The organism is Desulfosediminicola sp. (genome assembly GCF_048381775.1).
Taxonomy (GTDB): domain Bacteria; phylum Desulfobacterota; class Desulfobulbia; order Desulfobulbales; family Desulfocapsaceae; genus Desulfopila; species Desulfopila ganghwensis.
Genome location: NZ_JBLXGE010000002.1, coordinates 541,374 through 567,459, shown reverse-complemented (window position 1 = coordinate 567,459; position 26,086 = coordinate 541,374). Strand labels below are relative to the sequence as shown.

Sequence of the window (26,086 nt, the reverse complement as noted above, 5' to 3'; positions counted from 1 at the left end):
TTCTGCAATGTTGCAGATAACTGCAATGTTGCAGGTGCTTGAATTCTTTAAGGTTTCTCAAGGTTAAGCTTTGTCAGTTTCCTTGATAGGGTTGTGGGGTGAATTTGTAACATATCTGCAGCTTGTTGAAGAGATGCGCTCTCTTTGAGGACCTTCTTCAGGAGCTTTTTTTCATAACTCGTCAGAGCTTGCTTTAGGGGAGATATCTCTACAATCTCATTGGAATCAATTGTAGAATTTTTTCTAATTTCAGAGGGCAGGTCATCGGGGGTCAGGAGTTCTCCCTCACTGAAGACGGTCATCCGTTCAATAATATTAAACAATTCCCTGACATTGCCTGGAAAGTCATATTGTCTTAACAATTCAATTAAAATCGGGTGAAAGCGCTTTTTTCCCTCCATTTTACGATTGATTTTCTCAAGAAAATTTTCACACAAAGCCGGAACATCATCTCGTCGCTGCCGTAAAGGCGGGATAACTATTGGTACAACATTGAGCCTGTAATAAAGGTCTTCCCGGAAAAGACCTTTTTGAACTTGCTCAAAAAGATTTCGATTAGTGGCGGCTATAATCCTGACGTCGACTGTAGTCGTTCGGGTTGCCCCGACTGGTTTAAACTGTTTATCTTCAATAACTTCAAGCAGCTTAACTTGCATCTCAAGGGGAAGCTCAGCAATTTCGTCTAAGAAAACGGTTCCTTTGTGGGCTGCTCCAATAAGCCCCATCTTTCCTGTCGACGAAGCACCAGTAAATGCACCCTTTTCGTAGCCAAAGAGTTCACTTTCCATAAGATTGGGAGGGATTGCTCCACAGTTAATTTTAACAAAGGGTTGGTCCTTTCGCGGGCTCATTTTGTGTATCAACTTGGCCAGCATGCTTTTTCCAACTCCAGACTCTCCAGTCAAGAGAACCAGCACTTCAAACTTCGCTGCTTTAATAGACTTTCTTAAAATCTTGAGCATTGACATGCTGTTGGCAACCATAACCTGCAACGCATGCTCGGTATCCTGATATTCCTGAAGTGTATGGTAGTAATAGTCCGTCTTTTTACGAGTTTCCGCAAGCTGTCTCTTGAGCTCACTGAGTTCGGTAATATCACGAACGTTGACCACCACCTTAGAGATATTTTCGTCGTCATCCCATACTGGTGTCCCGGTAACGATCACCTCCCTCTTCTGATTGATTACCTGCAACAATGTAATTTGTTTTTTCTGTTTTAGGACTTCTAAGCTAACGGAAATGTCAACGATCTTATCCTTAACGAGCGACTTCGTATTCTTACCTATCAAATTCTCACGTCTAGTGCCGGTAATCTCTTCATAAGATCTGTTGACACTAAGGCAATTGGCACTCCCATCAGAGACAAACAGGCCATCGTAAGATGACTCAAAAATAACCTCTAATTCTTTGTGTAATTTCTGGTAATTAGAAAGTTGAGAAATAATAGCTTCGTGTTCTGATACATCCTGGAACACAGTTATGACACCGACAACGTTGTCTTCAACAACGATGGGAGTACGATTTGTTATAATAGTTGCTCTATCAAGGGTTATTTTTTTACCTATCTGGGGTTGTCCTGTCTTAAAAATAGCTTCAAGATCATCCCAAGCTTCAGGTCGAATATCCTTAATCTTTCGGCCTTCAAAATCAGCTTCACCGTCATTAAATATTCTTTTTGCTGACTTGTTGTAAATCAGAATTATTCCATCACGGTTTATGACTATGATTCCATTATGCGATGAATCTAAACTTAGAGATATGGATTTAATATCATTAGAAGAAAGCATAGCAACCACAATGTATTGAGGTGAAGTCAAATGATTTTTGAGTCCATCCGACAAAAACAAATGTCGAAAATTGACCTGAAATCATAAAGATTTATTGGTGCCGGCCACCAACTTTTACCATATTTGAAATCATGTTGTAATGAAATGATGACTATACCAGGCTTTCATCCCTGCCGGCATTGAATATCTCACTGATATATACATGTCGGCATGAACGAAGAGACTGGGCAACCTTTAAGGTAAATAATGACAATTCCAGAAATAGGTGTCCCTTCCTGGAACCCAATTTTGGGCCCGCCAAGACCAATAATCGGCTGTATCGTTAATATTTTGCCAAACCAGATAGTATCGCAGTATAGAAATTTCTTAGATATAGCACAGTGAAATCAGTCTAACTCTGATCCAGAAAGAAATGGCACCATTATTGCTTGTACACAGGCAGGTGATGGACCCTATGCTCTGAGGTTACTGGAGCTTTGAACCTGGTTAGGTTATTGCTTGAAGATACGGAGATATCATAAATGGATCAGACAAAAATTATTGCCCTTAATGAGTGTACCAGTAGTCAGGCACGACTCTTCAAAACAACAAAAATCATGAGTTCACGTCTTCCCATGGGCAGGATAGATTTGCTGATAATCGACACGTTAGGGGCACTCACCACTGACACCAGGGATGTTGTTGAATCTATGAAGGCTCATGCAGAAAATACCAATATCAGGCGAATTTATATCAGGGATTTAAGTAAAGGTGCAGGGGGGAATAGTTCAGGTGTCGGGTATGCCGATTTTGTTTCGGCTAGAGTTGTGCAAAAAACAGATCGTTTAAAGACCTATAACGCGAGCATTGCAGTATCCGATCCGAGGATAGGGGCAACGCCCATCTATTATGAAACTGACGTTGAAGTCCTGAAGGCTTGTTTCAAAACAATCGATGAGGTACCAGTCCGCGATATCAAGTTGGTATATGTAAAAGATGCGAAATATTATAATGAAATTGTAGTCTCTCCATCGTTATTGAAAGATATGAAAAATTACCCGGTGCCTTCCCCGGTAGACAGCAGGGAAAATATTAAATTTGATGAAATCGGCAATATTATCAGCCTGTTTCAGTGCAACAAGGGGGGAAGTTCAATGATGACCTCGGTGAAGTCATTTTTATCGGAATTTTTCGCTTTCGGATACTAGCCTGCTTTTTTCTTGTTGTTTCCATGCCGCTAACGGTCGCCTGACTGCGGCAGAACTGCCTGGGCATCGTGAGTTGATAATGACCAGGCTGCATGAGAGTGCCTGACTCAAGAAGTGACTCTGTGGCCAGCCGGGGAACAGCCAGTCTTCGCCGTTGGACGTCCTCCTTGGGATCGGCAATGCGACTTCTGCAAGACAGCCTGTGGTGAGAGCGTCTGGCGATAATTTTCCGGGTACTGAACAGCCTGGCATGTGATACCGAACCATGAGAGAAATGTTCTATCTGTCACATGGGGGCGTGCTCAGGCAGGACGGGATTTATTTTCTGGAACGTATGGCTAATGAGAACGCTAAGCATAATTTCCCGGGCGGAGTCCGTATTTTTTAATACGGTATTGCAGGGTAGATTTTGGAACACCCAGAATCTTTGCAGCTCCATTGGGACCACCAACCATGCCTTTGCTTTCTATAAGAGCCTGTTCAATAGCAAATTGCTCTGACTTAACCATCGATCCATTATTTCCTTTATATAGAGGGGTACGCTGACCAACAGTGCCCACGAGGTTTTGGATATCGTGTAGGGGTAACACCTCTCCCGGTTTTAGTATGACAAAACGTTTTACGAGGTTTTTAAGTTCCCTGACGTTTCCAGGCCATTGGTATTCTGACAGGAAATCGATAACTCTAGGTGTGTATTTTGGCGCTGGCCTGTTAAGGGACAATGACTCAGCCTCATTCAATTTTTCTATCAAATAGGGTATATCCTCCCGCCGTTCGCGAAGGGGCGGAATATGGATTTGAAGAATATTCAGGCGATAATAAAGATCTTGTCGAAATTTTCTCTGTTCGATGGCTTCTGACAGATCTCGATTGGTAGCGGCAATCAGTCTAAAATCAGTCTTGATCACCCTGTTGTCGCCCACACGTTCAATCTGGTGTTCTTGCAGTACTTGTAGGAGTTTTGCTTGAAGGTCTATCGGGAGCTCAGCAATTTCATCCAGGAAAATTATCCCCTTATCGGCCATCTCAAATCGCCCTACTCGAGGAGTGTCCGCACCAGTGAACGCACCTTTCACATGGCCGAAAAGTTCACTCTCAAAAAGTGACGAGGTAAGGGCCGGACAATTTACCTTGACAAAGAGACGATCCCTTCGGTGACTTATTGAATGGATATAGCGGGCAACGTAGTCTTTTCCTGTTCCAGTCTCGCCGGTTATCAACAAGGGTGCATCGATTTCAGCAACGCTTCGAGCCAGCTGCATGAGATCACTCATGGCCGGTGATGTATACAGGAAGTTTGCAGGTTGATAATCGTCTGCATTGTTTATCAGAAAATGCTTTTCTCTTTCAAGGTTCTGTTTCTCCTCAACCAATTCAGAGATTGTAACCATATTGCCTACGGCAATTGCCACTTGATTAGCAACCTCGGTGAGGATATCAGCAAGCTCAGAAAAGTCTCTCGGAACTTTCTTAAACGACATATGTAGTGTTCCAAGAATTCGATTACGCACAATCAGGGGAAATGCCATCGTTGATACGAGGCCGGCATTGACCATCGCAAGAATTGACTGTTGGTCGGTGTAACGAGATAGTTCTTTGATGGTTATCCTCTGTTTGGACTGAATCACCATTCTTGCAACTGCACCGCTGGCGAGCGGACGAACATTTCTTTCGAAACCTTTAGGCTGAACGCCATCAGCCAACGTTAAATAAGTGAGTGAATCAGCTTCGTTATCATAAATGAAAATGGATAATCGATCGTAGTGAAAATGTTTTCTCAGCTCGGTTGAGAGTGATCCGAAAAAATCATCAATGGAATAGTTGGTGATTACCGCATTGTTGACTTCCAAGAGAATCTTATGACGTGTTGCTAAGTCCCAGCGCATTTTTTCTGATTTTTTATGTTTTGCCTATATTTCAATAGGTTGACCCATTCGCCTGATCGAAGAGTCTACGTAAAAGGTAATCTCCATTACCTTTAGGCTATGATCGCCATCTTCTTCTACTACTTTAGAATAATTACGCAAGCCCAAAAGTGGGCCCGGGCCCAGTTTTGAGGCTGAAAGTTTCGGCCCGGATTGGGTTCTGGTTTCGTCTAGCCTTTCAATAATCCGTAATAACAAGGTGTTGGATGTTTTAGTGTTCGTTGGCATAGAGGTTGCTTTATCTGTTGTAATTTCCAATTTAACCTCAGGAGTGACGCTATGTCTCACGAAACTTTAAAAACAGATATTCTAATTCTCGGGATGGGTGCTGCGGGGCAATTAGCAGCTCTCTATGCGTATGACGCTAATCCTGATCTTAAAATCACAATCGTAACGAAGGCGCTCAAGGGGAAAGGGGGCTGCAGCCGAATGGTTCAGGGCGGCCTCAATGTCGTTTTAAACGATTCAGATTCCCACGAAAAGCACCTGATGGATACCCTCAAGGGTGGTCAGTATGTCAATGATCAGGATCTTGCCAGGACTCTCGTTGAAGAAGCAACTCCAACCATAAAAGAGATGGAAACACGATTTGGGTGCTTTTTCGATCGCAACCCTGACGGAACCATCCATCAGAAACCGTTTGCGGGGCAGTCGTTCGATAGGACGGTGCACAAGGGAGACTTGACAGGTATTGAAATGATCAGTCGCACGACTGAGCAGATCATGAAGCGGGATATCCAAGTTCTCGAGGAATGCAGAGCTGTGGACCTTCTTACTGACGATTCAGGGGATGAGGTCACAGGGGCTTTGATGCTGGATATGAAACAGGGACGATTCGTCGTTATTGAGGCTGCCGCAACACTGGTGGCAACCGGTGGCGGTCCTACCCAGTATAGTTTCCATGCTCCCGGCCCGGAAAAATCTGTAGATGGCCTGGCGATGCTTTACCGTGCCGGTGTCCGATTGCGGGATATGGAAATGATTCAATTTCATCCTACGGGACTGATAATCCCCGGAAGCGTAGTGGCTGGTTCACTTCTCGAGGAAGGATTGCGTGGAGCCGGGGCGCACCTCTATAACGGGGAGGGAAAGCGCTACATGCATAAGTACGACCCTGCAGAAGAACGTGCAACACGAGATGTGGTGAGTCGTTCAGCATTCCTTGAAATGTTGGCGGGAAGGGCCTGCGTGGAGGGTGGCATCCAGATCGATGCCGCACATATGGGTGCGGAATTTGTCCTTAAGAATTTTCCTGGCATGGCAGCTCGCTGCCGGCAGTTTGGTTACGATCTCGCACGGGAGAGAGTACCCATTTCCCCGACCGCCCACTTTGTTATGGGTGGTGCCGACATTGATAAAAATTGTCATACCTCACTCCGACGCTTATTCGTTGCCGGCGAGGATTCCGGCGGCGTTCATGGCGGCAACCGTCTCGGCGGAAACGGTATTTGTGAATCTGCCGTCTATGGCCGGCAGGCTGGTAAATCCCTGGCCAGGTTCTTTAGGACCAACTCCTCTACCCCTCCTGAGACCGCACCTGGCCTGGTGGATGAACTCAAGAAAAAATTCACCGAACCATTCGGGCGATCCGGCTCCACGGAAGATGTATTCCAGCTCCGCAGGCAGCTGCAGGAATGTAACTGGAAAAAGGTCGGTGTTGTTCGTAACGGTCAGGACATGGAATCAGCAATAGGCGAAATCAACTTCCTGAAAGAAGAGTCTAAAAAAGTCAAAGTGACTGGCGGGGACAACTACAACATGGTTTGGAACACCTACATCGATTTGACGAACATGATCGATGTCTCAGACATGGTTGTTGCCAGTGCACTTGCACGCAAAGAATCAAGAGCTGCTCATTACAGAAGTGACTTCCCGGATCAAAATGATGAGATCGGCCTCTTCAACACATACCTGACCCTTGGTGACAATGGTTTACCTACGCTTCATTCTGAACCGGTTGATTTTAAATATAAATCCGCCGAGGAATGCAGAAATCACAAAAAATAAATCGAAATCGAAATACCTAAGAGCCACCTAAAAGAAAAGGAAACCAAGATGGAACAGCAAAATGTAAACAATTATCGTAAACCGCTTCAATGGGGTGAACTTGATCCGAACAGGCATCGTAACATGTTTGTCGGGATGTGGGCCTGGATGTGGCAGCGTATCACGGCTGTTGCGATCATCTTTCTACTCGGCCTGCATGTCACACTTACCTATAAACCGTGGCTGCAGTTTCTGCTGCTGCTGGCGGTAACCTTCCATGCAACACTTGGGTTGCGGGTAATCCTCCTCGACTTCAACCTGGTCAATGTCAAGTATCAACGTGCTTTGATCTGGGGGCTTACCGCTCTTGGGCTTGTTATTGCCGGACTGATCTGGCGGGCTATGTAATCGTCAACTTCTAAAACGAGGAGGCATCTTATGGCTCAAGAACAAGGGAACACAAGAAAAGTTGCAATATACAGGTATGATCCAACGGTGGGAGGGGACGGTCATTATGACCACTACGATCTCCACATAGAGGACGAGACCAATACCACGATCCTTGATGTATTGCTGCGAATCCAGAGGGAGCAGGATTCGACCCTGGCCTTTCGCTATGCATGCAGGGTCAATATGTGCGGATCGTGCGCTGTAGTCATAAATGGCCGGGAAGGGCTGGCCTGTAAAACCAATGTGTCGGATTTTGCTGAATCTAAAGATCTGACCATCAGGCCGTTGAATCATTTCCCGGTGGTTAAGGACCTAGTTGTTGATATGGGGCCGTTTTTTGAAAAATACGAGGAGTGTTTACCGTTTTTCGAACCCAGGGATATGAGTGAGGAGCCGGCTATTATCAGACCGGACTCCATAGAGCGGAGGGCAATCGGTTTTTCAACTGAATGTATCGCTTGCGGCTGCTGTGTTTCGAGCTGCACAATGGTCAATTATCACGATGGCTATGCCGGCCCCGCCCCGCTGAACCGTGCGTTCACGCTGTTGCTGGACAGTCGGGATGCGCTGTACGAAGAGCGGCTGGATCGTGTCCTACAGTCATGCTACAACTGCCGAACTGAGTTCAACTGTACTGAAGTGTGCCCGAAGGAGATCAGCTGTACCAGATCAATCAAGTTTATCCAACGCCTGGCAATCAAGGAGCCCTTCCGAGCAAAAGCAAAAAGTAAAGCTGAAGCAGCTGCCTCAGCGCCGGCGCACGGGGAGAATGTCGCTGCTGAACCATGTGCGGCGCATGCTTCAGGGGAGGCTGGTCAATGTGGTTGTGATGAAAACCTTGATACCGGTCGGAGGAATTTTCTCGCCAAGGTCACGGTTGGTCTCGGTGCAGTTTCCGCCCTCACGGTAGGTGGCGTTCTTGCTTCAACATTTGTGGGCCAGTCCTTGGACAAGAAGGAGCCGGTATGGGTGCCGGCGGGGAAGCTTGGTGATCTCAAGGAAGGCGACGTGACAACGGTAAACCTTCGATATGTTGAGAATGTCGGTTTCTACAACCAGGAACGGGTAAAGCCGGTAATGATCTACCGCAACCAGGAAGAAGACAAGGTCGTAGTGTATGACAGCCGCTGCACTCATTTAGGTTGCTCAGTTCATTGGGACGCTCGACAGAAACTCTTTCTGTGTGCCTGTCATGGAGGAGCTTTTGAACTCGATGGATCGGTAAAAGCAGGTCCGCCCCCTCGGCCGCTCGCTACACTCGAACATCGGGTTGAGAACGGAAATATACTAATAGCAATGGTGTAATCATGACAGATTTTCAGAAAGTACTCTTGCAGCGCATTGGTTGGGATGTTCACCTAAAACCTTTTCTTTACAAAAAACTCCCCACCAATCTTGGGTGGTCTGTGACTCTTGGCAGTCTTTGCGTGATGCTGTTCGTTTTGCTGGCGGTCACCGGGATGTTTTTGGCTATGTATTACAGCCCTTCTCCTGACAAGGCCTATCAGTCGATAGAGTATATCATGAATGATGTGCCCATGGGGGATATTCTTCGGGGGATTCATCACTGGGGTGCCGGAGCAATGGTTCTGGCAGTTTGCCTTCATCTTTATGCCGTGTTTTTTAATGGTTCATTCAAGGCGCCGCGTGAGTTGACCTGGATTGTCGGTGTGTTTTTGCTGTTTGCGACACTCGGTCTCGGCTTTACCGGTTATCTGCTGCCGTGGGATCAGAAGGCATACTGGGCGACTGTTGTCGCAACGGCAATACCCGGAGATATCCCGGTTGTCGGGGAGGGGATTACCAGCCTGATTCTCGGTGGCCAGGTCTCCGGATTTACCATCACCAGGTTTTACGCAATTCACATGCTCGTGCTGCCGACGGTTATGATTGTTCTGATTGCCGCGCATATATATCTGGTGAGGTTACACGGCGTAAGTGATCACAAGCCAAAAGCCAAGGGTGAGCTTGACGCTGCAGCCAACCATGCCACCACAACCAAGCTCTATCGTTTTTACCCAGAACATTGCGGACGAAGCACCCTGGTATTTATCGCAGTATTTGGAGCCATTATTTATTTATCGATCTTTGCTGATATTCCCAAAGAAGGCATAGTCGGCACCGTCGACGAGAGCTACCTTCCCCGTCCGGAATGGTATTTCATGTGGATATTCCAACTTCTGACGTTTTTTTCCGGATCAACGGAGGTTATCGGAAGCCTGGGTATTCCAACACTCTGTGCAGTTGTCCTTCTGGGGCTGCCATTTATTGAAAAATCCAAACATGTTGGGATGGCAAAACGTCCCCTCGCGACTGCGGTCGGGGTGAGCAGCGCTGTTGTCATTGTCTATCTCACGATAACCGCATTCGCCGCTGCTCGGGATTACGGCGGGGAGATCCTCTTACCTGAGCGAAATCTTACCGAAACCGAAAACGCAGGGTTGCAGATATATGTGAAACAGGATTGTGCCTATTGCCATCAGACCCGCGGTGAAGGCGGTCGGAGGGTTGGTCCTGATATGGCAAGGTTAAATCCCAAGGGAAGAACCAAGGAGTATCTCGCAGCGTATGTCAAGGATCCACAGGCTCAGAGCTCCTTTTCCATCATGCCGAAATACCCAATGAAACAAGCTGAATTAGATGCTTTGGCCGAATTCATGCTGGCTCTTGACTTCCGGGACAATGCTGGCCGCCTGATTGAAAAACGCGAAGTACTCGAGCAGGGGAAAGCAAAAGAGAGTGTTTCACTGGTTACGGGACATTGATTACCGAAGCTCGGCATAACGATGGTTCCACGAGAAAGCGTTACATCACATTCTAGAGTTGAGCTGGATTAACATTATTGGAGGTACACCCATGGCTGATCTTGATTATCAAATTGTCGAAGATGTCGCTAAGGAGCTTTATATACGGGCGTTATGCGATTTGCCGCCCGATGTGCGGGAGGCCCTGAAAAAGGCCCATGACCGGGAAACAAACCCGACGGCTAAAGAGATCTTCAAAGCCATCTTCAAGACGATTGAGGTCGCGGACAAAAACAAGACACTGATTTGTCAGGATACCGGTCTCCCTATCTATATGGTTAAGGTAGGTTCCCAATTTCCCTGGAACGGCTACCAGATAAAAGAACGGTTGGCGAAGGGAGCCGAGCGTGCAACCCGGGAGTTTCCATTCAGGGGAAGCTCCACCCACCCACTGACAAGGATCAATCCACAAACCTCCGTTGGCGAGGGGCTACCCGTTGTGCACTATGACTTTGATGGGGAAAACGATTATCTCGATATCCTCATGATCCCAAAAGGTTCTGGGTCGGAAAACATGAGCACGATGAAGATGTTTTACCCAGCGCATGGGATATCCGCGCTCAAGAAGTTCGTAATTGATACCGTTTTTGAGACCGGAGCAAACCCGTGCCCCCCAGGGATCATTGGAATTGGTATCGGTGGTACGGCGGACCTGGTGATGAAACTTGCCAAAGAGGCAATTGCTCGCCCAGTCGGCCAGAGGCATCCGGATCCGCAAATTGCAGAGATGGAAGAAGAGCTTGAAGAGGCCATCAATTCAATGGATCGGGGCCCAATGGGACTCGGAGGCAAGATCACCACACTCGGCGTTCATATCGAGACTGCTTATACCCATATTACCCAAAACCCGATTGCCATCAATACCCAGTGTTGGCCAGCCCGGCGGGCTCGTGCAAAGATTTATCCAAACGGCAATGTTGAGTACGGATATTAACTACCAAGGAGGGAATCAGAATGGCAACTCATCACCTAACAACCCCATTCACAGATGAAGCGATCAGAAAGCTTCAAGCAGGAGATATCGTCTATTTTGACGGGACGCTTTTTGGCATTAGGGATTTGACGCAGATCTACATGTTTGACCAGAATCATGAACCGCCGGTCAGTCTTGCGGGAATGCCCTGTATTCACACAGCTCCAAGTTTGAAAAAAGTTGGGGACAAATGGGAAAAGATATGTGTCGGAACGACAACGAGCACTCGAATGGACCGTTTTTCCCCGGACCTGATCGGTCAATATGGTGTGAAGGCGATAATTGGTAAAGGTGGCCTCTATGAAGGCAGCTTGAAGGCAATGCAGGAACATGCAGCTGTATACCTGGCAATCGTTGGTGGTTCTGCAGCACTCGAGACCCAGCAGGTCGAGGAAGTTGAAGAGGTCTATTGGGAGCATCTCCACCCGGAGGCACTCTATAAATTTCGGGTAAAAGATTTCGGCCCCCTGACGGTGGCAATGGATAGTCATGGACGAAATCTTTTTGAAGAAGTCAAGGAGAAGACCCGCAGAAAGCTTCCTGAAATCTATAAAAGACTGCAAATCACCTAGAATAATTAATGGGGTAATAGAATACATGTAACAGACTGAATATGGAAAATTGAGTGAGTTGACGATATGGCGTCAGCTCACTCACCTAACCAGGGTCTGCACTGTATAAAACAACACAAACATTACCGACAACCCACTAAGGAACACTGGGCAAAGCATGTCTGGTCACTCCACCTGTCGGACTCAATGTCCATGTTATATTTACATGAACTACGCACGTAAAACTGATAAAGAGATAAAAGACATTGAAAGGATGATGTTGAGTCGTGCTATTCGTTCAAAAACGCCATTACTGATCGGTTTGTTTGTTACTGTTTTTGCATTTATCGCTGGCTTTATATTGCCAAATAAACATAGCGGTGTAATTAATGGACCAACAATTAAAGTGTTAATTTTTGCATCATGTTGTGGCTTTTTTTCAACATTGTTTTTCCACATTTTGCAAATAGCAAGAAAAAGAGATCTATTTGATGGATCATATTGTTGTGTTTGCAAAGAATGTAAAAGTATCTATTACTCATCTGAATCTCAATGTGAGTGTGGCGGAAGGCTTGAGCCACAGGAATATTACAATAAGAAAGAATAAATATAATTGGCGATCGAACCGGACTGGAAGTTTGCTGGCAACCTTCACGTTCTTTGCGAAGTTGCAATAGATACCACGATTAATAATATTTGCAGATTGATAGTCTATTTTTATTCCAGCAATTCTCATGCTGTTTGCGCCGGTAGTAGTATTCCCCGCCATCGCCACCTGGTTGCCCAGCACAATATAACAGTATCGTAATCGACATCCGCTGGAACGACAAAAGTAATTCGCTGCAATGCTGGCACAGTAGGTGAGACCATGAGCTACACTGACATTATTATTATTGCGTTTGCAGTTTTCGGTTCTGCAGTCATAAAGAATGGTGTCGGTGTAGGTGCCGGAATCTTTCTTCTTCCTTTCCTTGCCCTTGTGCTGCCGGCAAAAGTTGCCCTAGGACTTGGTGCACCGGCCATGTTGATTTCTGATATTATAGGTGTCCGGAATTATTGGGGGGAGTGGGATAAAAAGGAGTTGCTGATATTGATGCCGTTTGCTGCTCTCGGTGTTCTCCTGGGTAGTTACCTTGTGGTAATTACTCCGGACACTGTTTTCAAGCATGGGGTTGGAGTCTTTGCCCTGCTATTTGCATCCCATCAAATCGTAAAAACAATCAGAATCCGGTATTTCAATCCTGCTGAAACGAAAACAGGAACGTCCATAGAGAGAATGCAGAGTCGGGCCTATACGGTTTTGTTTGGCTTTCTAGGCGGAATTGCCAGCACCGTGGCTCACGCAGGTGGCCTTATGATGTCAGTATATATGCTGCAGAAAAGGTCAAACCCGAGAACTTTTGTAGGCACGCTGGTCCTTTTTTTCGCCCTGATCAATCTGTTCAAAATCTTTGCTTACTCAGGGATTGGAATTATCACTGACCAGGTTTTAATCCTTGTTCTGGCATTTTCTCCAATAATTATTATCGGAGGTGTATTGGGAAACGCTCTAAATAAAAGAGTGTCGCAGGAACTTTTTCGCCTAATTGTTCTTACACTAATATTTTTAATCGGTTTACGACTTTTATGGCTTGCATGATGTGAAAGAACGTGAATCTGAAGGTGAACCGCAGGGGGTATAAATAAGACCAACAACCCCGGTTACCTTCTGCCCTTTGACTGTTGTGCACGAGATGGGTAAACCATGACTGCAGTTCAAGGCAATTCCGTAAGGATATTGCGAAAACTTCCTCACATTCGGGACATACGCACATACGGGGTAAGGTCATGACAATCGATTGTGAATTGGTATCATTGCCGCTTCTCCTGCCCCTGTTTCGAGAGATACGGGTTAACCGTGTAATCCCTTATTGGGAAGCCTCAACGGTTGTATCAACTACATCCGCCGTTATTAGGTAGAGTTGCTGCAGGTGGAGAAGGGCGTCACAGCCGTAGTTCCAGTAGCCTGAGACCTGGATCATCGCTGACCGGCTTTGTGGTAAAACCAAATGCCGCAGCAAGGCGCAACATCAGGATATTGTCGCTGAGCACTTCACCGTAGAGGGTGGCTGTGCCACGGTTGCGGGCATAGTCGATAATCCGCCGCATCAGTAAGGGACCGAGACCGCTGCCCGTCATTTCCCTTCTCAGGAGTATCGCAAATTCCGCCCTCTCGTTGTTCGGGTCTGCACTTATTCTCACGCCGCCATAGAGGAGTCTGCACCCCTGATTGTCGACTCCTTCGATAACCAGAGCCACCTCCCGGTCGTAATCGATCTGAGTGAGCCAGGCCGCCAGCTCATGGGGCAGGGTTCGCATGGGATGCAGGAAACGCATCCGCACATCTTCAGGGGGCAGTGAGGAAACGATATCCTGGAGGCCACGCTCATCCTCCGGCCGGATTGGTCGCAGGAGCAGCCGGGTTGTATCCGGAAGAACAATGATTTCCTCAGGTTCCTGCGGATAGGGACGAATCGCCAGGCGATCGGCGGCCGGCCCTTTGCTGTGGGCGATCCGGTAGTTCCCCGCGCATGCTCTCCCAGGAAAAAGATGCCCGTAGCGTCTGGTAATCAATGGGGAATGGGGGAGAGCGGAATGGTTTTGTCACATTGTTTCCGGTGTCTCTTTTGCCGGTGGTTCCAGACATACCTGTCTTTCGCACAGTATTAGTGGCCATTCGTCACCGTGATTTTATAGGCAAAAAAGTTTTGTTCTATTCAAGCTTATATACCTTTGCCCTGCAGAGTCAAACTGCCGGCCTGGTGTGGTTGCTCTATGTCCGATGGGCTTTGTCCCAGGGGGGCATTAGCGCTGCACGTTGTCAGTTTGCCATCCGGGGCCATTTACAGGACAATAATGACAAGGGACGGGATGCGGTTCTTTTCGAGGGATACGTTTGATGGAGGGTGCGATGGCCCGTTCGTTATATCTGGCATACGATGGTTCAATCAGTGGTGACTGGGTGGCCAGGTACGCACTCAGGATGGCCGGTACGGTGCCGGACAGGCGGTTGCTACTTGTCCACATCCAGGATGGTTCCATGAACGCCGAGCGGTTGGAGGCGAAGCTGCAGCATATTGCCAGTGAAGGGCGGGCACTGGATGTGGAACTGTCTGTCCAGATCCAGCGCTTAACGCAGAATGTGCTGACGAGCCTGCTCGAAGTGATCCCGGCCGGGGATGACGTCTATTGCATTTGCGGCGCCCGGGCCACTTCCAGGGGGAAAGGGTTTCTGGCGGGAACGGTCTCGCAGAGGCTGTTGAGAGCGAGGAAGTTCAACACCCTGGCACTGCGGGTCGTTGATCCGGGGCTGCTGGGTCGCCCGGGGAATATCATGTTTCCTCTCGGCGGACACCCCAGGGGATTTCAGGCGGCGATGCCGTTTCTCCAGCTGCTGGCCCCCTCTATCCACACGCTGACCCTGTTGCGGATCATGACGGTAAACTCGCTGCTGTTCAGGTATCTGACCATCGCCAGAGCGCGAGATTTCTTGCATAAGGGCAATCTGTATCTCCGGCAGGTCATGGAAGAGATCATGGCGGCCACAGGTTCGCCGAGTTTTCGCTTCGATGATCATGTGGTGTTGTCCGACGACTGGCCCAAGGAAATTCTCATCCAGGCCGCCAGGTTGCATGCCAGACTCATCCTGCTCGGAGCCAGTGACAGGTTTTTGCAATCCCGGTTTTACTATGGTAACCGGCTTGAGCAGATCCTGCGTGAATCGCCCTGTGATGTCGGGATTTACAGGAAGATATGATGAATCGTCTTCACCATATTTCCCACCTGTCGCCTGACGAGGTATTTCAGCATCTGAACAGCAGGCCGACAGGACTTCGTCAAGAAGAAGTGGAAGAACGGCTCGCCCATGTCGGCCAGAACCGTTTTGATCGTCCCGACAGGTGGAAAAACGTCAGGAGTCTTGTCCACCAGTTCACCAATTTTTTCACGCTGCTGTTGTTGCTTTCCGCATTGATCTGTCTGGTCGCTCATCATGTCAATCCCGGTGAGAGCATGGATGTGCTGGGCTGGGCGCTCTTAGGAGTGGCGCTTATAAACGCCATGTTCAGCTTTATCCAGGAGTACCGGGCGGAAAAAGCCATGGAGGCGCTCAAACACTTCCTGCCGCAGCTGGTCGAGGTGCGTCGGGAAAACCGTTTGGTGCGGGAAAATGCCTGGCAGATTGTTCCCGGAGATGTGGTGCTGCTTGCCGAGGGTGACAAGATCCCGGCCGATATGCGACTCGTCGACACCAACCGCCTGAAAGTGGATAATTCTCCCCTTACCGGTGAGTCGCTGCCATGCGATGTCAGCGCGGAAATATCATCTACGGAGTATGGAGACCATGCCAATGTCGCCTATGCCGGCTGTTCGGTGGTGCGAGGTTCCGGCACAGGCGTGGTGTTCGCCACCGGCATCCGCACGGAGTTCGGCAAAGTGGCACATCTTTCCCAGACCATTCGGCGGGTGAGATCTCCGCTGGAGCGCAAGACCGCGCACATGGTCAGGGTGTTGACCATTATCGCCTGCACTATGGGGGGATCCTTCTTTCTTTACGGGCTGTTGACCGGTAAACCCTTGTGGACCAACCTGGTGTTCATGATGGGTATTATCGTGGCCAATGTGCCGGAGGGGTTGCTGCCGACCTTTACCCTGTCGCTTGCCATCGGCAGCCTGCGCATGGCCAGAAAAAACGTGTTGGTGAAAAGTCTCAACGCCGTCGAGGCGCTTGGGGCGGTCCATGTCATCTGTTCGGACAAGACCGGCACTCTGACCATGAACAGGCTGACTATTACCAGCCTGCTTGATCCCTTTACCGGAAAGGTTCTCGAGGGAGAAGAGCGCAAGGAATTGCTGCGAATGGCCCTGGCGGCTTCCGAGGTGCGACGGAGCGAGTCGGAACTTCTCGGTGACCCTTTGGATGTGGCGGTGGCCATGCAGTGCGAGGACGCGGGACTTGCTGTTGCCGAGGTCGAGTCGGCCGTCCGGCACAGATTTGCCTTTGATGTGGAAAAACGGCGATCCGGCGGTATCCTGCAGCATAAAGTCGGCTGGATATTCGTGGTTAAGGGAGCATTCGAGGCCATCGCGCCGATGCTGGACCGGGAATGTAGCCGGGAGATGGTGAGCAGGGCAGAGGGCGTCATGCAGGATATGGCTTCCCGGGGGTTGCGGGTTATTACAGTCGCCTGGCGGCGGCTAAGCCCGGAAGCTCTCGCCGGAATACGGGGTGGGGAGGACTTTGATCAGGAGCAGTTGGAGCATGGCCTTGCCCTGGCCGGCTTTATCGGCCTTGAGGACCCGGTGCGGCCGGGGGTGGAGGAGGCTGTCGCCACCTGCCGAAAGGCAGGAATCGACGTCATCCTGATCACCGGCGATCATCCGGAAACCGCCACCGCCCTGGCGCGAAAAATCGGACTGGTGGGTGATGGCAGCACGGGGGAAACCTGCCTTACCGGTGATATTCTCAAAAAGCTTTCCACGAGCCGGCTCACCGAGAAGCTACGGCAGGGCGTGCGTATTTTCGCCAGGACCACACCGGCGCAGAAAATGAAGATCGTCACCGCCTTGCAGAAGATGGAAAAGGTGGTGGCTATGACCGGTGACGGGGTCAATGACGCTCCGGCTCTGAAGGCTGCCGATGTAGGTATCGCCATGGGGTTGAAGGGGACCGAGGTGGCAAGGGAATCGGCGCAGATCATCCTGCTTGACGACAACTTTTCCTCCATAGTGGCCGGTATCGAGGAGGGGCGAACAATCTTCCAGAACATCGGGAAATTCACCAATTATGTGCTGGTGAGCAATGGCCCGGAAATCCTGCCTTACCTGCTCTATATCGTCCTGCCGGTACCGTTGGCCCTAAACGTCATACAGATTCTCTCCATCGATCTCGGCACCGATATCATCCCCTCCATGGCACTGGGCCAGGAGCCGCCATCGACCGAAGTGATGGAGCGGCCGCCGCAAGATCTCGCTCAGGGGTTGCTGACACCGGGACTGCTGATTCACAGTTATCTGTTCCTCGGCCTGCTGGAGGGAGCGTGGTCGCTCTTTCTATTTTTCTATGTGCTCGTTGAAGGCGGCTGGCGCTATGGGGTCGAGCTGCCCACAGATTCAGCGCTCTATCGCTCGGCCACCGGCATTGCCCTTTCGACCATCCTGCTGATGCAGATCGGCAACCTCCTCGGCCGCCGTTACACCCTGCGCTCCGGGCTCGACAGGGGGATTTTCACAAATATTCTGATCGTGTCAGGTATCCTCATTCAGGTGGTCTTCTCATGGGCGACCCTGTATTGGCCGCCGCTGCAGAAAGTTTTGAGTACCGGCCCAGTCAGCGGGCGGGTCTATGCACTTGCCTGGCTGGGCATCCTCATAATCTTCGGTGCGGACTATATCCGCAAACGGTTTGTTGCCCGAAACGGTTGAGGTGGGGCTAAGAAATACTAAGAAATAATAGGTACGGTCTTGAATTGTAACTACGCACTATTAGCGGATAGTAATTTGCCCACCGTTGAATAATGTGGCCCCGGATGTTCGGTAATCTCTTTCAAGGTATAGCCGAATTAAAGATATGAGCCTTGACGATCCCGTTATTTGTTCTGTGGTAATGAGTGAATATGCCATTGAGCTTGGCGCATGCCGAGGGACAGGTTTGCGTCGTGAGTTTCTATGGGAAGGTGATAATGATTGTCTATCAAACAGTAGGCATGACATATATCCAGCTCTATCGATCCACAGGTTTGCCTGGGATCTCAAGGAATCCTAAACGATCCGCCTGTGTCTGGTATATGTTTTCCTGAGTGGGCTGATCAGCTTGGGAGTGCTTCGGGGAAACGAATGTTGAACGAATTTGCCGGAATCGGGTAGGGTTGAGCAGCTGAACGGTTACAATAAAAAAAGGGCTGCAATCATAATGACTGCAGCCCTTTATCAATTTGGTGCCGAAGAGAAGACTCGAACTTCCACGGGGAAACCCCCACTAGACCCTGAACCTAGCGCGTCTACCAATTCCGCCACTTCGGCAACAATAGCGGCCCTGAATATCGTAGTTCAGAAGGGTTTTGTCAACACTTTCTTTTGCAGATATCTGCAAACAACCGAGGGGCAGATCTGGAATTGCAACTATTACCAGATAGCCCAAAACACAGCGCCCCTGGCATACGACAGAATTTTAATAAGATACTTAAATTCTCAATTCTATTTTGGAGAACGTTTCTGCTGATGCCGCGGTTGTCTGGGGCGCGTTGTTTTTGGTCCGTCGGCTTTTTCAGGTGCCTCGATGATGGGATGCCCCATAATAAAAGGTGATCCCACTCAATGTGTGGAAGGTGGTTGAACGTATTCTCCATATTACTTGAGAGGGCCACAAACTCACGTAACGATCGTGGCTGGCAGGGGAAAGAGGCAGGCTCTTCGACCAGAAGTGCGTTAGGCTGCGTGCTGTGAATGAGGGCTTTCTTCTTGATTACAGTCACTCCACTGTGCGACCATATACTTTGGGTGCGAGCAGGTTGGTGTATCGCTGAAAGGGGTCCGGAATCCTTTGAAGTGTAATGTGGAGCGCTGAGGAATATACACAAGCACTGCCGGGCGGCAGGCAACGGGAGATGACAAAATAAGGCTGGGGGCCAGGCAGATTATGGAATTCGTCGACGGGGTTTTGTTAATAAAATCATTTCTGACGGTTACAATCGGTATTGTCATATTGTTTCTGGGTAAACGGTTAAACGATGCTGTGGAAGTCCTGCAGGAATATAGTATTCCCGAGCCGGTCACAGGGGGCCTGATCTGTTCTGTGCTGATTGCAGTCGTCTATCTGGCGACAGGAGTGGAAATTGAGTTCGACCTGGCGGCACGGGACGTCCTGCTGGTCTATTTTTTTACGACCATAGGTATAAATTCGAGTCTGAAAGATCTGCTTAACGGTGGTAAGCCGCTCATCATCCTCCTGGTCATAACCATCGGGTACATGTTTGTACAAAATATCACCGGTCTCAGCGTGGCGAAATTCTTTGGCTTGCAGTCCCAGGTTGGCTTGCTGGGTGGATCTATCTCCCTTATTGGCGGGCATGGCACCGCTATTGCCTGGGCGCCGCGGGTGGCGGAGGGTTATGCAATATCCAATGCTATGGAGATCGGCATTGCCTGTGCCACTTTCGGCCTAATACTGGCAAGTCTCATGGGAGGCCCGATCGGTAAATTGCTTATTACCCGCTATAACCTCAAGCCGGCAGTGCAGGAGGCAATGGATGTCGGGGTGTCAGATGAAAACAAAGCTGATGAGAAGATAGACTATCTGGCATTTCTCGATTCGGTGCTGGCAATTCATGTGTGTATTATCTTCGGCTTGATCCTCAATGAAGCCATAGGTAAAGCGGGCCCGCAGCTACCTCTTTTTGTGACCTGTCTTTTCGCGGGCATCATCATAACGAATTGTATACCGGAATCATTCCCGAGGTGGTCGGGGACCAGATGGCCAAGCAGAAAACCCTCCATCGCCCTGCTTGCAGATATTTCTCTTGGCACCTTTTTAGCCATGTCGCTGATGAGTATGCAATTATGGACTTTGGTCGATTTAGCCGGACCGATATTAGCCATTCTGGCAGCGCAATTACTGGTTGCAGTGCTGGTTACTCTTTTTATCGTTTTTCCGGCAATGGGTAAGACTTATGATGCCGCTGTCGTCTGTGCGGGTTTTGGCGGTATTTCTCTCGGCTCGACTCCAACCGCAATGGCGAATATGTCCTCGGTTTCAAAGCGTTATGGCCCGTCTCATTTGGCTTTTGTCATTGTGCCGCTGGTATGCGCATTCTTTATAGATCTTGTGAACGCGGTGATGATTCCGTTCTTTTTATCAAACTTTTAGTTCTGGGTCCGGAAGGGGAGGGGCAGACCTTGAAATGAGGTGCCAACCCGGTTTCCTCTTCAGTTCAGGCTGTGCTGTATGGGCTCATGAGAAATTTGGGCTAAAGCAGGATCACCTGGTCGCTGGCGTCCATCAATTTGTCGGATAGCCGTCTTTCCCGCCGGGTCAGGTCTGACTCGGCGAAAGTTGTGCCATAGTAGGCGTTGATGATCCTGGTGGCACTCATCTCCAGCGTCTTGAGAAACAGGTCAAACTTGCCGGACTGCAGATAGAGGGTGGCATCATTGACAAAAAGGATGTCACGTCTGTCTGCCCTGAACTCTTCAAACAACTCTTCTATTTTTCGCGCATTTTCCGTGGCCAGCTGCAGGGTGTGGGCAGCGTCCCGGCCCATGGAACGCGGGGCGGCAATGTCGGCGGTCAGATAGAGAACCGGGGTGCCGGAATCAAGAGCAAGCTTGCCGCCGATTCCGGCAACCGTTGCCGGGGCCAGATCCAGAACAGCCATCTGCCGGCCATAGCCTGCCTCTAAAAACCGCTGCAGAATCAGGCCGGTTTTGGTGGTCTTGCCTGAATTGACATCTCCGGCAATCAGCGTCTGCCGGTTGAGATACTGTTCAATATGGTCAGTTGTCATCATGCGATCCCGATTTTGGTAAGCAGAAACCGTACTGCCAGAAATGAGGTGACCAGCAGGGTGAGGCCACCCATCAGGTTCAGCAGTGCTGAATTTCGCAGGCTGACGTCAGACCTGTTCAAGAGGTAGAGAATGATCGCAATGATCAGCGGGGTGCCGGTAAGGCCTAAAGCCAGCATCAGGGGCAGGAGCAGGAAAAAGCCGCCCTTTACGAAAGGGCCGAGCATGCTGACCAGGCAGCCTGCTATTATGGCAGCCGCAAAGCGCTTGTCCCTGACATCCAGCTCCCATCCCATCTTGTCCGAGATAAAATAGGCCCCGGCCATAAAGGTGGGGGAGAGGGTGGTCAAGGTGGCGCACCACAACCCGATCATAAAAATCTTCATCGCATTGTCCCCCAGAAATGGCCTGAGGGCCAGGGCCGCGTCCGTGGCACTGGTCACCGCTATGCCGTTAGGATGGAGAACCGCTGCCGCCACCAGAAAAATGGCCACACTGTAGAGACCGAGGGCCAGGCCCATGGAGGTAAAGGTGTCGAACCGGGCCAGCGAAAGCTCGCTTTGTTTCCAGCCCCTGGCATTGGTATTGTACGTATGCATGCCGATAATGGTGACATGAACGGCTCCGCCCATGATAGCCGCCATCATCATGGCCGCGTTGAGCCCCCCGGGAAGATTGGGACGAAGCCCCTGAACAATACCAGGCAGAGAGAGTTCCGCCATAAAGAGCGTGGCCACAAAACAGGCAACGACAAAGAACACCAGGATTTTACAGAGCGTTTCAAATTTCCGGTATCCCTTGCGCACCAGAAATACCGAGATCAGTATGCCGTACAACATGCCCCAAAATGGGGTGTCCACGCCGGTAACCAGAGAGGTGATGCCCGACAGCGCGCTCATGAGCACCATTGCCGCCAGCCAGGTTGCCAGCAGCGCGTCTACCGTGAGTACCCATGCCCAGCGTTTCCCCAGGTGTTTTTCCGTTGCGGCAATAATCCCCTGACCCTCAAGGATGCCTACCCTGGCCGCCAGATACTGTGCGGTGGTGCCGAATACCGCACTGAGGATCACTACCCACAGCAGCTGATATCCATAACTGGCACCGGCAATGGCCACGCTGGCTAATGTCGCTGGGCCACAGGCAACTGCGCTGATAATCCACGCTGGCCCCATCTCTCTTGCATATCGAACGTATTTGACTGGCATGGGCTCTTCTGTTCCTTAAGTTCTGGAGAGCCGGCAACGGCTGCTCCGGTTTTCATGAACGCTCTTTTCTTTCGGGTAAAATGGTTCATGATAGCGAGACTGTCTAAGGAAGGGGAAGCTTTCTACGATGCCGGAAAGAACATTCCAGCGGGAAAAGCGATCTCCGAATTTCTTGCGACAGTGTGAACTGTATCAAGTTCGATGGGTATGATCTCAGCTCTGCAGACATTGCAAAACACCCCAATCGGAACGTGGAATTACTAATGATTTATCAACTAAAAAGCAAATCATTTTGAATCATGGGCGGCAAACAGCGGGCTAGCTGACCGATGATTCTGAGCTGGCCTTGTTTCTTGCCCGGATGCAAAACAGCTGATGCGCTGGGTGGTGGCGCTGTCTGAATGGTGCAGTCTTAGCAGATGAGCGGTGGCTGGTTTATTGCGGATTGGCAGAAAGTGCCGGTTGCCGGAAATAGTGTTGATCTTCCCAGCGCAGCATGGTCAGGAACCTGCCCCAGACACAGCCAGTATCCAGCCCGATGACGTTGTTATCATTGTCGTGGCATCCTTCCAGGGAGGCCCAGTGGCCGAAAATCACTGTTTTTTCCAGGGCGATACGTTGAGGTGAGGCGAACCACGGATGCAGGCCATTGCCGTTGATCTTGCCTGGCGACAGCTTGCATTTCATATCCAGACGTTGGTCGCTGAAGCAAAGACGCATCCGGGTGTAGGCATTGATGATATACCGGTATCTCTCTATACCCGATAACTCTTGATCCCAGGAATCCGGTTGATTGCCGTACATCTGTTCAATAAGCCATGGCCAGTTTTCACTGCGTAACAGGGTCTCGATTTCCCGCGCATTGTCTCGGGCAGTCGGTAGATCCCATTGGGGGGAGATCCCGGCGTGACACATGACAAATTCATCATGCTCTGCCAGCAACGGTTGTTGACGCAGCCAGTCAAGCAGTTGATTTTTATCAGGCGCGGTCAGGATCGGTGCGGTTTTGTCTTTGGGCCTAGGTGGAACAAGGTCGAGGGAGACCGCGAGCAGGTGCAGATCATGATTGCCTAAAACGACGGTTGCACTGTCCCCAAGACTGTGCACGAATCGTAATGTTTCTAGTGATTCAGGGCCCTTGGCGACCAGGTCGCCGGCAAACCAGATACTATCCTGCTGTGGATTGAAGGCTGCTTTTTCAAGCAACAGCTTGAGTTCAGCAAGGCAGCCTTGCACATCTCCCACAATATATGTCGACAAAATAACCTCACTCAGTTGGAACCGTTGAATAGCGCCGGGAAGAAGTGTTCGATTTAAGACGCAAACATCAGGCCATGTACATTACGCAGGACACATCGCCCTGACCTTATTTCAAAGGGTGTTTCTACAGCATTGCTGCCAATACTGTAAACAGATTAATCATTGTGGACGGGATGAGGCTGGAGGGTGATAATCAAACGGAGTCACAATCAAACACCAATTAAACCGGGGCAGACCACGATATAAATTTATAAAGCTACCAAAAACCTGTTTTGTCTCCGGTAGATGGCTTGAACAGAAGGCGACGTGCATAGGTCTGCACTATTCAAATAATCGTTATTTTTCTTGACTTGTTTACCGCGTCATATTGTAAACAGCCCCTTCTGTTTTGCAGCTACTAACATTTTCACACGACATCGCTCATGTAAGGCAGTGTTCCGGGTTTACTGTGTCTGCAAGAAAGATTGAGGACTATGCCCACTTTATGGGTGTGTTTAACATATCATTATTGAGTCGAGCATTTGTGAAACCGCTTATCAGCGGAAATGCCAGTACGTAAAGGAGTTATGGTAATGGGTGCAATATTCGGCATCGATTTCGGCACATCGAATTCAGCACTGTCAGTAAATATTGATGGGCAGACAGAAGCAATTGAGCTTGATGAACACAACACCAACACAAAACTTTTACCATCAATTATCTTCTATGATTATTTCGAAAAAGAATTCCTTTTCGGCCAGCAGGCAATTGAGCGATATATAGAAACTGATGCGGAAGGCAGATACATTCAGTCTGTGAAGACATATCTGCCAGATCTTAACTTCAAAAGCACCGACATAGCAGGCACCACACATTCACTGGAGCAGCTCGTCAGCCTTGTACTGAAACACATAAAATCGAAGGGCGAAAACTATCTTAAAAGTGAGATAACCGATGCGGTGATTGGTCGCCCTGTAGTCTTTTCAGAAGACAAAGAGAAGGAAGAACTGGCCGAGAAGCGCCTCCTGGATGCTGCACGACTGGCAGGATTCAAAAATATATATCTGGAATATGAGCCGGTTGCCGCTGCAAGCTTTTATGAACAGACATTAGACGCTCATCAGGAGCAGCTCGTTCTCATTTGTGATTTTGGTGGTGGTACTTCAGATTTTTCCGTTCTTAAAGCCTGCGGCAGAAATGAAAAAAGTTACCTTGAGAGAAGGAAAGATATCCTCTCTCTCGGCGGCTGTACTGTTGGCGGTAACACCCTTGATTCAAGCCTGATGTGGTCAGAGGTCGCCAAAACATTCGGTAAAAATGTCAAGCTTTCCTACCCCATGACCAGGAACGTGGTCAGTATGCCCGGTTCGATAATGAACAGACTGCGAAAATGGCATTTAATTCCGCAGCTCAATACCCCCAAAACGATGAGATATCTGCATGAAATAGAACGGTTTGCCGACGAGCCACAATGCATTCGGAACCTCATTTCATTGATTGAGCACAATCATGGTTATTCACTGTTTAAGGCGATTGAAAAAGCGAAAATTGAACTTTCCGGCAGAGAGCAGACGGTGATTGAGTATAAAGACTACAATATTTCAGTCCACCAGCCGGTTACCATAACTCAATTCAATAAGACCATAGCAAACGACATCGAGCGTATCATACACTCGATAAAGACCACGGTCAGCAGCGCCGGTCTCGGTAACAACCAGATAGACAAAGTGATGTTGACAGGTGGAACATCAAATGTCCCTCTCATTAACAGCTATCTCACCGCCACCTTCGGAAGAGAGAAGATTATCAATACAGATGCGTTTACCAGTGTTGGCCAGGGGCTCGGCTTTTGCGGCAATCAATATATGTAGTTCATGGTTTGTAACGAAAAGGGTCAGAGTGGAATTAGTTGTATCAACTCGTGTAATTTTAGTCAGTCCCTTTTAGATTTGCCTCCATCAGGTTAAACCGGTGCCATCACAATTGTGATTGTCACCGGCTTTTTTGGGTTGTTCGCATTTGTAATGCTCATAAGTAGGAGTTTATTACGTGTCAGCTGAGCGTCGCAAGCACCACATTGCAGGGGTAAGCTGGGATCCACAGTGAGTTTGTGCGTAGCTCTCATCTAATTTCGTTTGCGTCCCAGTGCGGTCTATACGCAGTTAATCATGGGAATTATAAGCTGGAGAACTAGAAATGACTGATAGCTTGCATAAACTTCGGGTTCGGCACTTGCAATACGCCGATTCTGAGGGAGTAAAATTATCACCGACCAGGTTTTAGTCCTTGTTCTGGTACGTTCTCCAATAATTATTGTTGGAGGTGTGTTGGGTAATGCTCAAAATAAAAGAGTATCGCAGGAACTTTTTCGCCTAATTGTTCTGGCGCTAATGTTCTTAATCGGTTTACGACTTTTATGGCTTGCATGATGTGAAAGAGC

General features: G+C 49.1%; 19 protein-coding genes, 1 tRNA gene and 1 riboswitch. Of the genes, 13 read left to right on the top strand and 7 right to left on the bottom strand.

Annotated features, from left to right (window positions below; translation table 11 throughout):
* Nucleotides 1-47: 47 nt before the first annotated feature.
* The gene (locus ACN5NT_RS05385; protein ID WP_136799532.1) at nucleotides 48-1,787 is read right to left on the bottom strand and encodes a sigma-54 interaction domain-containing protein; all 1,740 of its coding nucleotides are present in this window, start codon (nucleotides 1,785-1,787) and stop codon (nucleotides 48-50) included.
* Between the two features lie 521 nt (nucleotides 1,788-2,308).
* Here ACN5NT_RS05385 and ACN5NT_RS05380 point away from each other — a divergent pair.
* Nucleotides 2,309-2,974, top strand: a complete 666-nt coding sequence (locus tag ACN5NT_RS05380) for a hypothetical protein (protein ID WP_419174744.1) — start codon at nucleotides 2,309-2,311, stop codon at nucleotides 2,972-2,974.
* Between the two features lie 350 nt (nucleotides 2,975-3,324).
* Here ACN5NT_RS05380 and ACN5NT_RS05375 read toward each other — a convergent pair whose 3' ends face one another.
* Nucleotides 3,325-4,860: a sigma-54 interaction domain-containing protein gene (locus ACN5NT_RS05375; protein WP_136799530.1), complete on the bottom strand. Its 1,536-nt coding sequence runs from the start codon at nucleotides 4,858-4,860 to the stop codon at nucleotides 3,325-3,327.
* A 318-nt stretch (nucleotides 4,861-5,178) separates the two neighbouring features.
* Between ACN5NT_RS05375 and ACN5NT_RS05370 the strand changes: the two genes are divergently transcribed.
* From ACN5NT_RS05370 to ACN5NT_RS05335, 8 genes are all read left to right on the top strand, one after another.
* Nucleotides 5,179-6,906 (top strand): L-aspartate oxidase, encoded by a 1,728-nt coding sequence (locus tag ACN5NT_RS05370; RefSeq protein ID WP_136799529.1) that lies wholly within the window; start codon nucleotides 5,179-5,181, stop codon nucleotides 6,904-6,906.
* Nucleotides 6,907-6,954: 48 nt separating this feature from the next.
* On the top strand, nucleotides 6,955-7,293 hold the full coding sequence (locus tag ACN5NT_RS05365; protein WP_136799528.1) for a succinate dehydrogenase: 339 nt from the start codon (nucleotides 6,955-6,957) through the stop codon (nucleotides 7,291-7,293).
* 30 nt (nucleotides 7,294-7,323) lie between these two features.
* The gene (locus ACN5NT_RS05360; protein ID WP_136799527.1) at nucleotides 7,324-8,640 is read left to right on the top strand and encodes a 2Fe-2S iron-sulfur cluster-binding protein; all 1,317 of its coding nucleotides are present in this window, start codon (nucleotides 7,324-7,326) and stop codon (nucleotides 8,638-8,640) included.
* Nucleotides 8,641-8,642: 2 nt separating this feature from the next.
* Nucleotides 8,643-10,100 (top strand): cytochrome b N-terminal domain-containing protein, encoded by a 1,458-nt coding sequence (locus ACN5NT_RS05355; RefSeq protein ID WP_419174743.1) that lies wholly within the window; start codon nucleotides 8,643-8,645, stop codon nucleotides 10,098-10,100.
* Between the two features lie 91 nt (nucleotides 10,101-10,191).
* Nucleotides 10,192-11,073 (top strand): fumarate hydratase, encoded by an 882-nt coding sequence (locus ACN5NT_RS05350; RefSeq protein WP_136799525.1) that lies wholly within the window; start codon nucleotides 10,192-10,194, stop codon nucleotides 11,071-11,073.
* Nucleotides 11,074-11,093: 20 nt separating this feature from the next.
* Nucleotides 11,094-11,684: a FumA C-terminus/TtdB family hydratase beta subunit gene (locus tag ACN5NT_RS05345; RefSeq protein WP_136799524.1), complete on the top strand. Its 591-nt coding sequence runs from the start codon at nucleotides 11,094-11,096 to the stop codon at nucleotides 11,682-11,684.
* Between the two features lie 205 nt (nucleotides 11,685-11,889).
* Nucleotides 11,890-12,270, top strand: coding sequence for a hypothetical protein (locus ACN5NT_RS05340; protein ID WP_419174742.1), 381 nt, complete (start codon nucleotides 11,890-11,892; stop codon nucleotides 12,268-12,270).
* Nucleotides 12,271-12,531: 261 nt separating this feature from the next.
* The gene (locus ACN5NT_RS05335; protein WP_419174741.1) at nucleotides 12,532-13,302 is read left to right on the top strand and encodes a sulfite exporter TauE/SafE family protein; all 771 of its coding nucleotides are present in this window, start codon (nucleotides 12,532-12,534) and stop codon (nucleotides 13,300-13,302) included.
* Nucleotides 13,303-13,646: 344 nt separating this feature from the next.
* Here the strand turns inward: ACN5NT_RS05335 and ACN5NT_RS05330 are convergent, their stop codons facing one another.
* A complete protein-coding gene (locus ACN5NT_RS05330) occupies nucleotides 13,647-14,276 on the bottom strand; it encodes an N-acetyltransferase family protein (RefSeq protein ID WP_419174740.1) in 630 nt (209 codons plus the stop codon).
* A gap of 337 nt (nucleotides 14,277-14,613) precedes the next feature.
* On the opposite strand from ACN5NT_RS05330, the gene ACN5NT_RS05325 reads away from it, so the two are divergent.
* Together ACN5NT_RS05325 and ACN5NT_RS05320 are read left to right on the top strand one after the other, a co-directional pair.
* Complete coding sequence (locus ACN5NT_RS05325) at nucleotides 14,614-15,459, top strand: universal stress protein (RefSeq protein ID WP_419174739.1); 846 nt, start codon at nucleotides 14,614-14,616, stop codon at nucleotides 15,457-15,459.
* Nucleotides 15,456-18,125 (top strand): cation-translocating P-type ATPase, encoded by a 2,670-nt coding sequence (locus tag ACN5NT_RS05320; RefSeq protein WP_419174738.1) that lies wholly within the window; start codon nucleotides 15,456-15,458, stop codon nucleotides 18,123-18,125. Before ACN5NT_RS05325 ends, ACN5NT_RS05320 begins: the two co-directional genes overlap by 4 nt.
* Before the next feature lie 510 nt (nucleotides 18,126-18,635).
* Here the strand turns inward: ACN5NT_RS05320 and ACN5NT_RS05315 are convergent.
* Nucleotides 18,636-18,722 (bottom strand) — tRNA-Leu (locus ACN5NT_RS05315).
* A 616-nt stretch (nucleotides 18,723-19,338) separates the two neighbouring features.
* Here ACN5NT_RS05315 and gltS point away from each other — a divergent pair.
* The gene (gene gltS / locus ACN5NT_RS05310) at nucleotides 19,339-20,565 is read left to right on the top strand and encodes a sodium/glutamate symporter (protein WP_419174737.1); all 1,227 of its coding nucleotides are present in this window, start codon (nucleotides 19,339-19,341) and stop codon (nucleotides 20,563-20,565) included.
* A gap of 100 nt (nucleotides 20,566-20,665) precedes the next feature.
* Here gltS and ACN5NT_RS05305 read toward each other — a convergent pair whose 3' ends face one another.
* From ACN5NT_RS05305 to apaH, 3 genes are all read right to left on the bottom strand, one after another.
* Nucleotides 20,666-21,205 (bottom strand): hypothetical protein, encoded by a 540-nt coding sequence (locus ACN5NT_RS05305; protein ID WP_419174736.1) that lies wholly within the window; start codon nucleotides 21,203-21,205, stop codon nucleotides 20,666-20,668.
* Nucleotides 21,202-22,407 carry an NRAMP family divalent metal transporter gene (locus tag ACN5NT_RS05300; RefSeq protein WP_419174735.1) on the bottom strand — a complete coding sequence of 402 codons (1,206 nt, stop codon included), beginning with the start codon at nucleotides 22,405-22,407 and terminating at the stop codon, nucleotides 21,202-21,204. Before ACN5NT_RS05300 ends, ACN5NT_RS05305 begins: the two co-directional genes overlap by 4 nt.
* A gap of 151 nt (nucleotides 22,408-22,558) precedes the next feature.
* A riboswitch (TPP riboswitch) is annotated at nucleotides 22,559-22,660 on the bottom strand.
* A gap of 182 nt (nucleotides 22,661-22,842) precedes the next feature.
* Nucleotides 22,843-23,667, bottom strand: coding sequence for a bis(5'-nucleosyl)-tetraphosphatase (symmetrical) ApaH (gene apaH, locus ACN5NT_RS05295; protein ID WP_419174734.1), 825 nt, complete (start codon nucleotides 23,665-23,667; stop codon nucleotides 22,843-22,845).
* Nucleotides 23,668-24,239: 572 nt separating this feature from the next.
* Here apaH and ACN5NT_RS05290 point away from each other — a divergent pair.
* Nucleotides 24,240-25,517 (top strand): Hsp70 family protein, encoded by a 1,278-nt coding sequence (locus ACN5NT_RS05290; RefSeq protein WP_419174733.1) that lies wholly within the window; start codon nucleotides 24,240-24,242, stop codon nucleotides 25,515-25,517.
* Nucleotides 25,518-26,086: the final 569 nt, after the last annotated feature.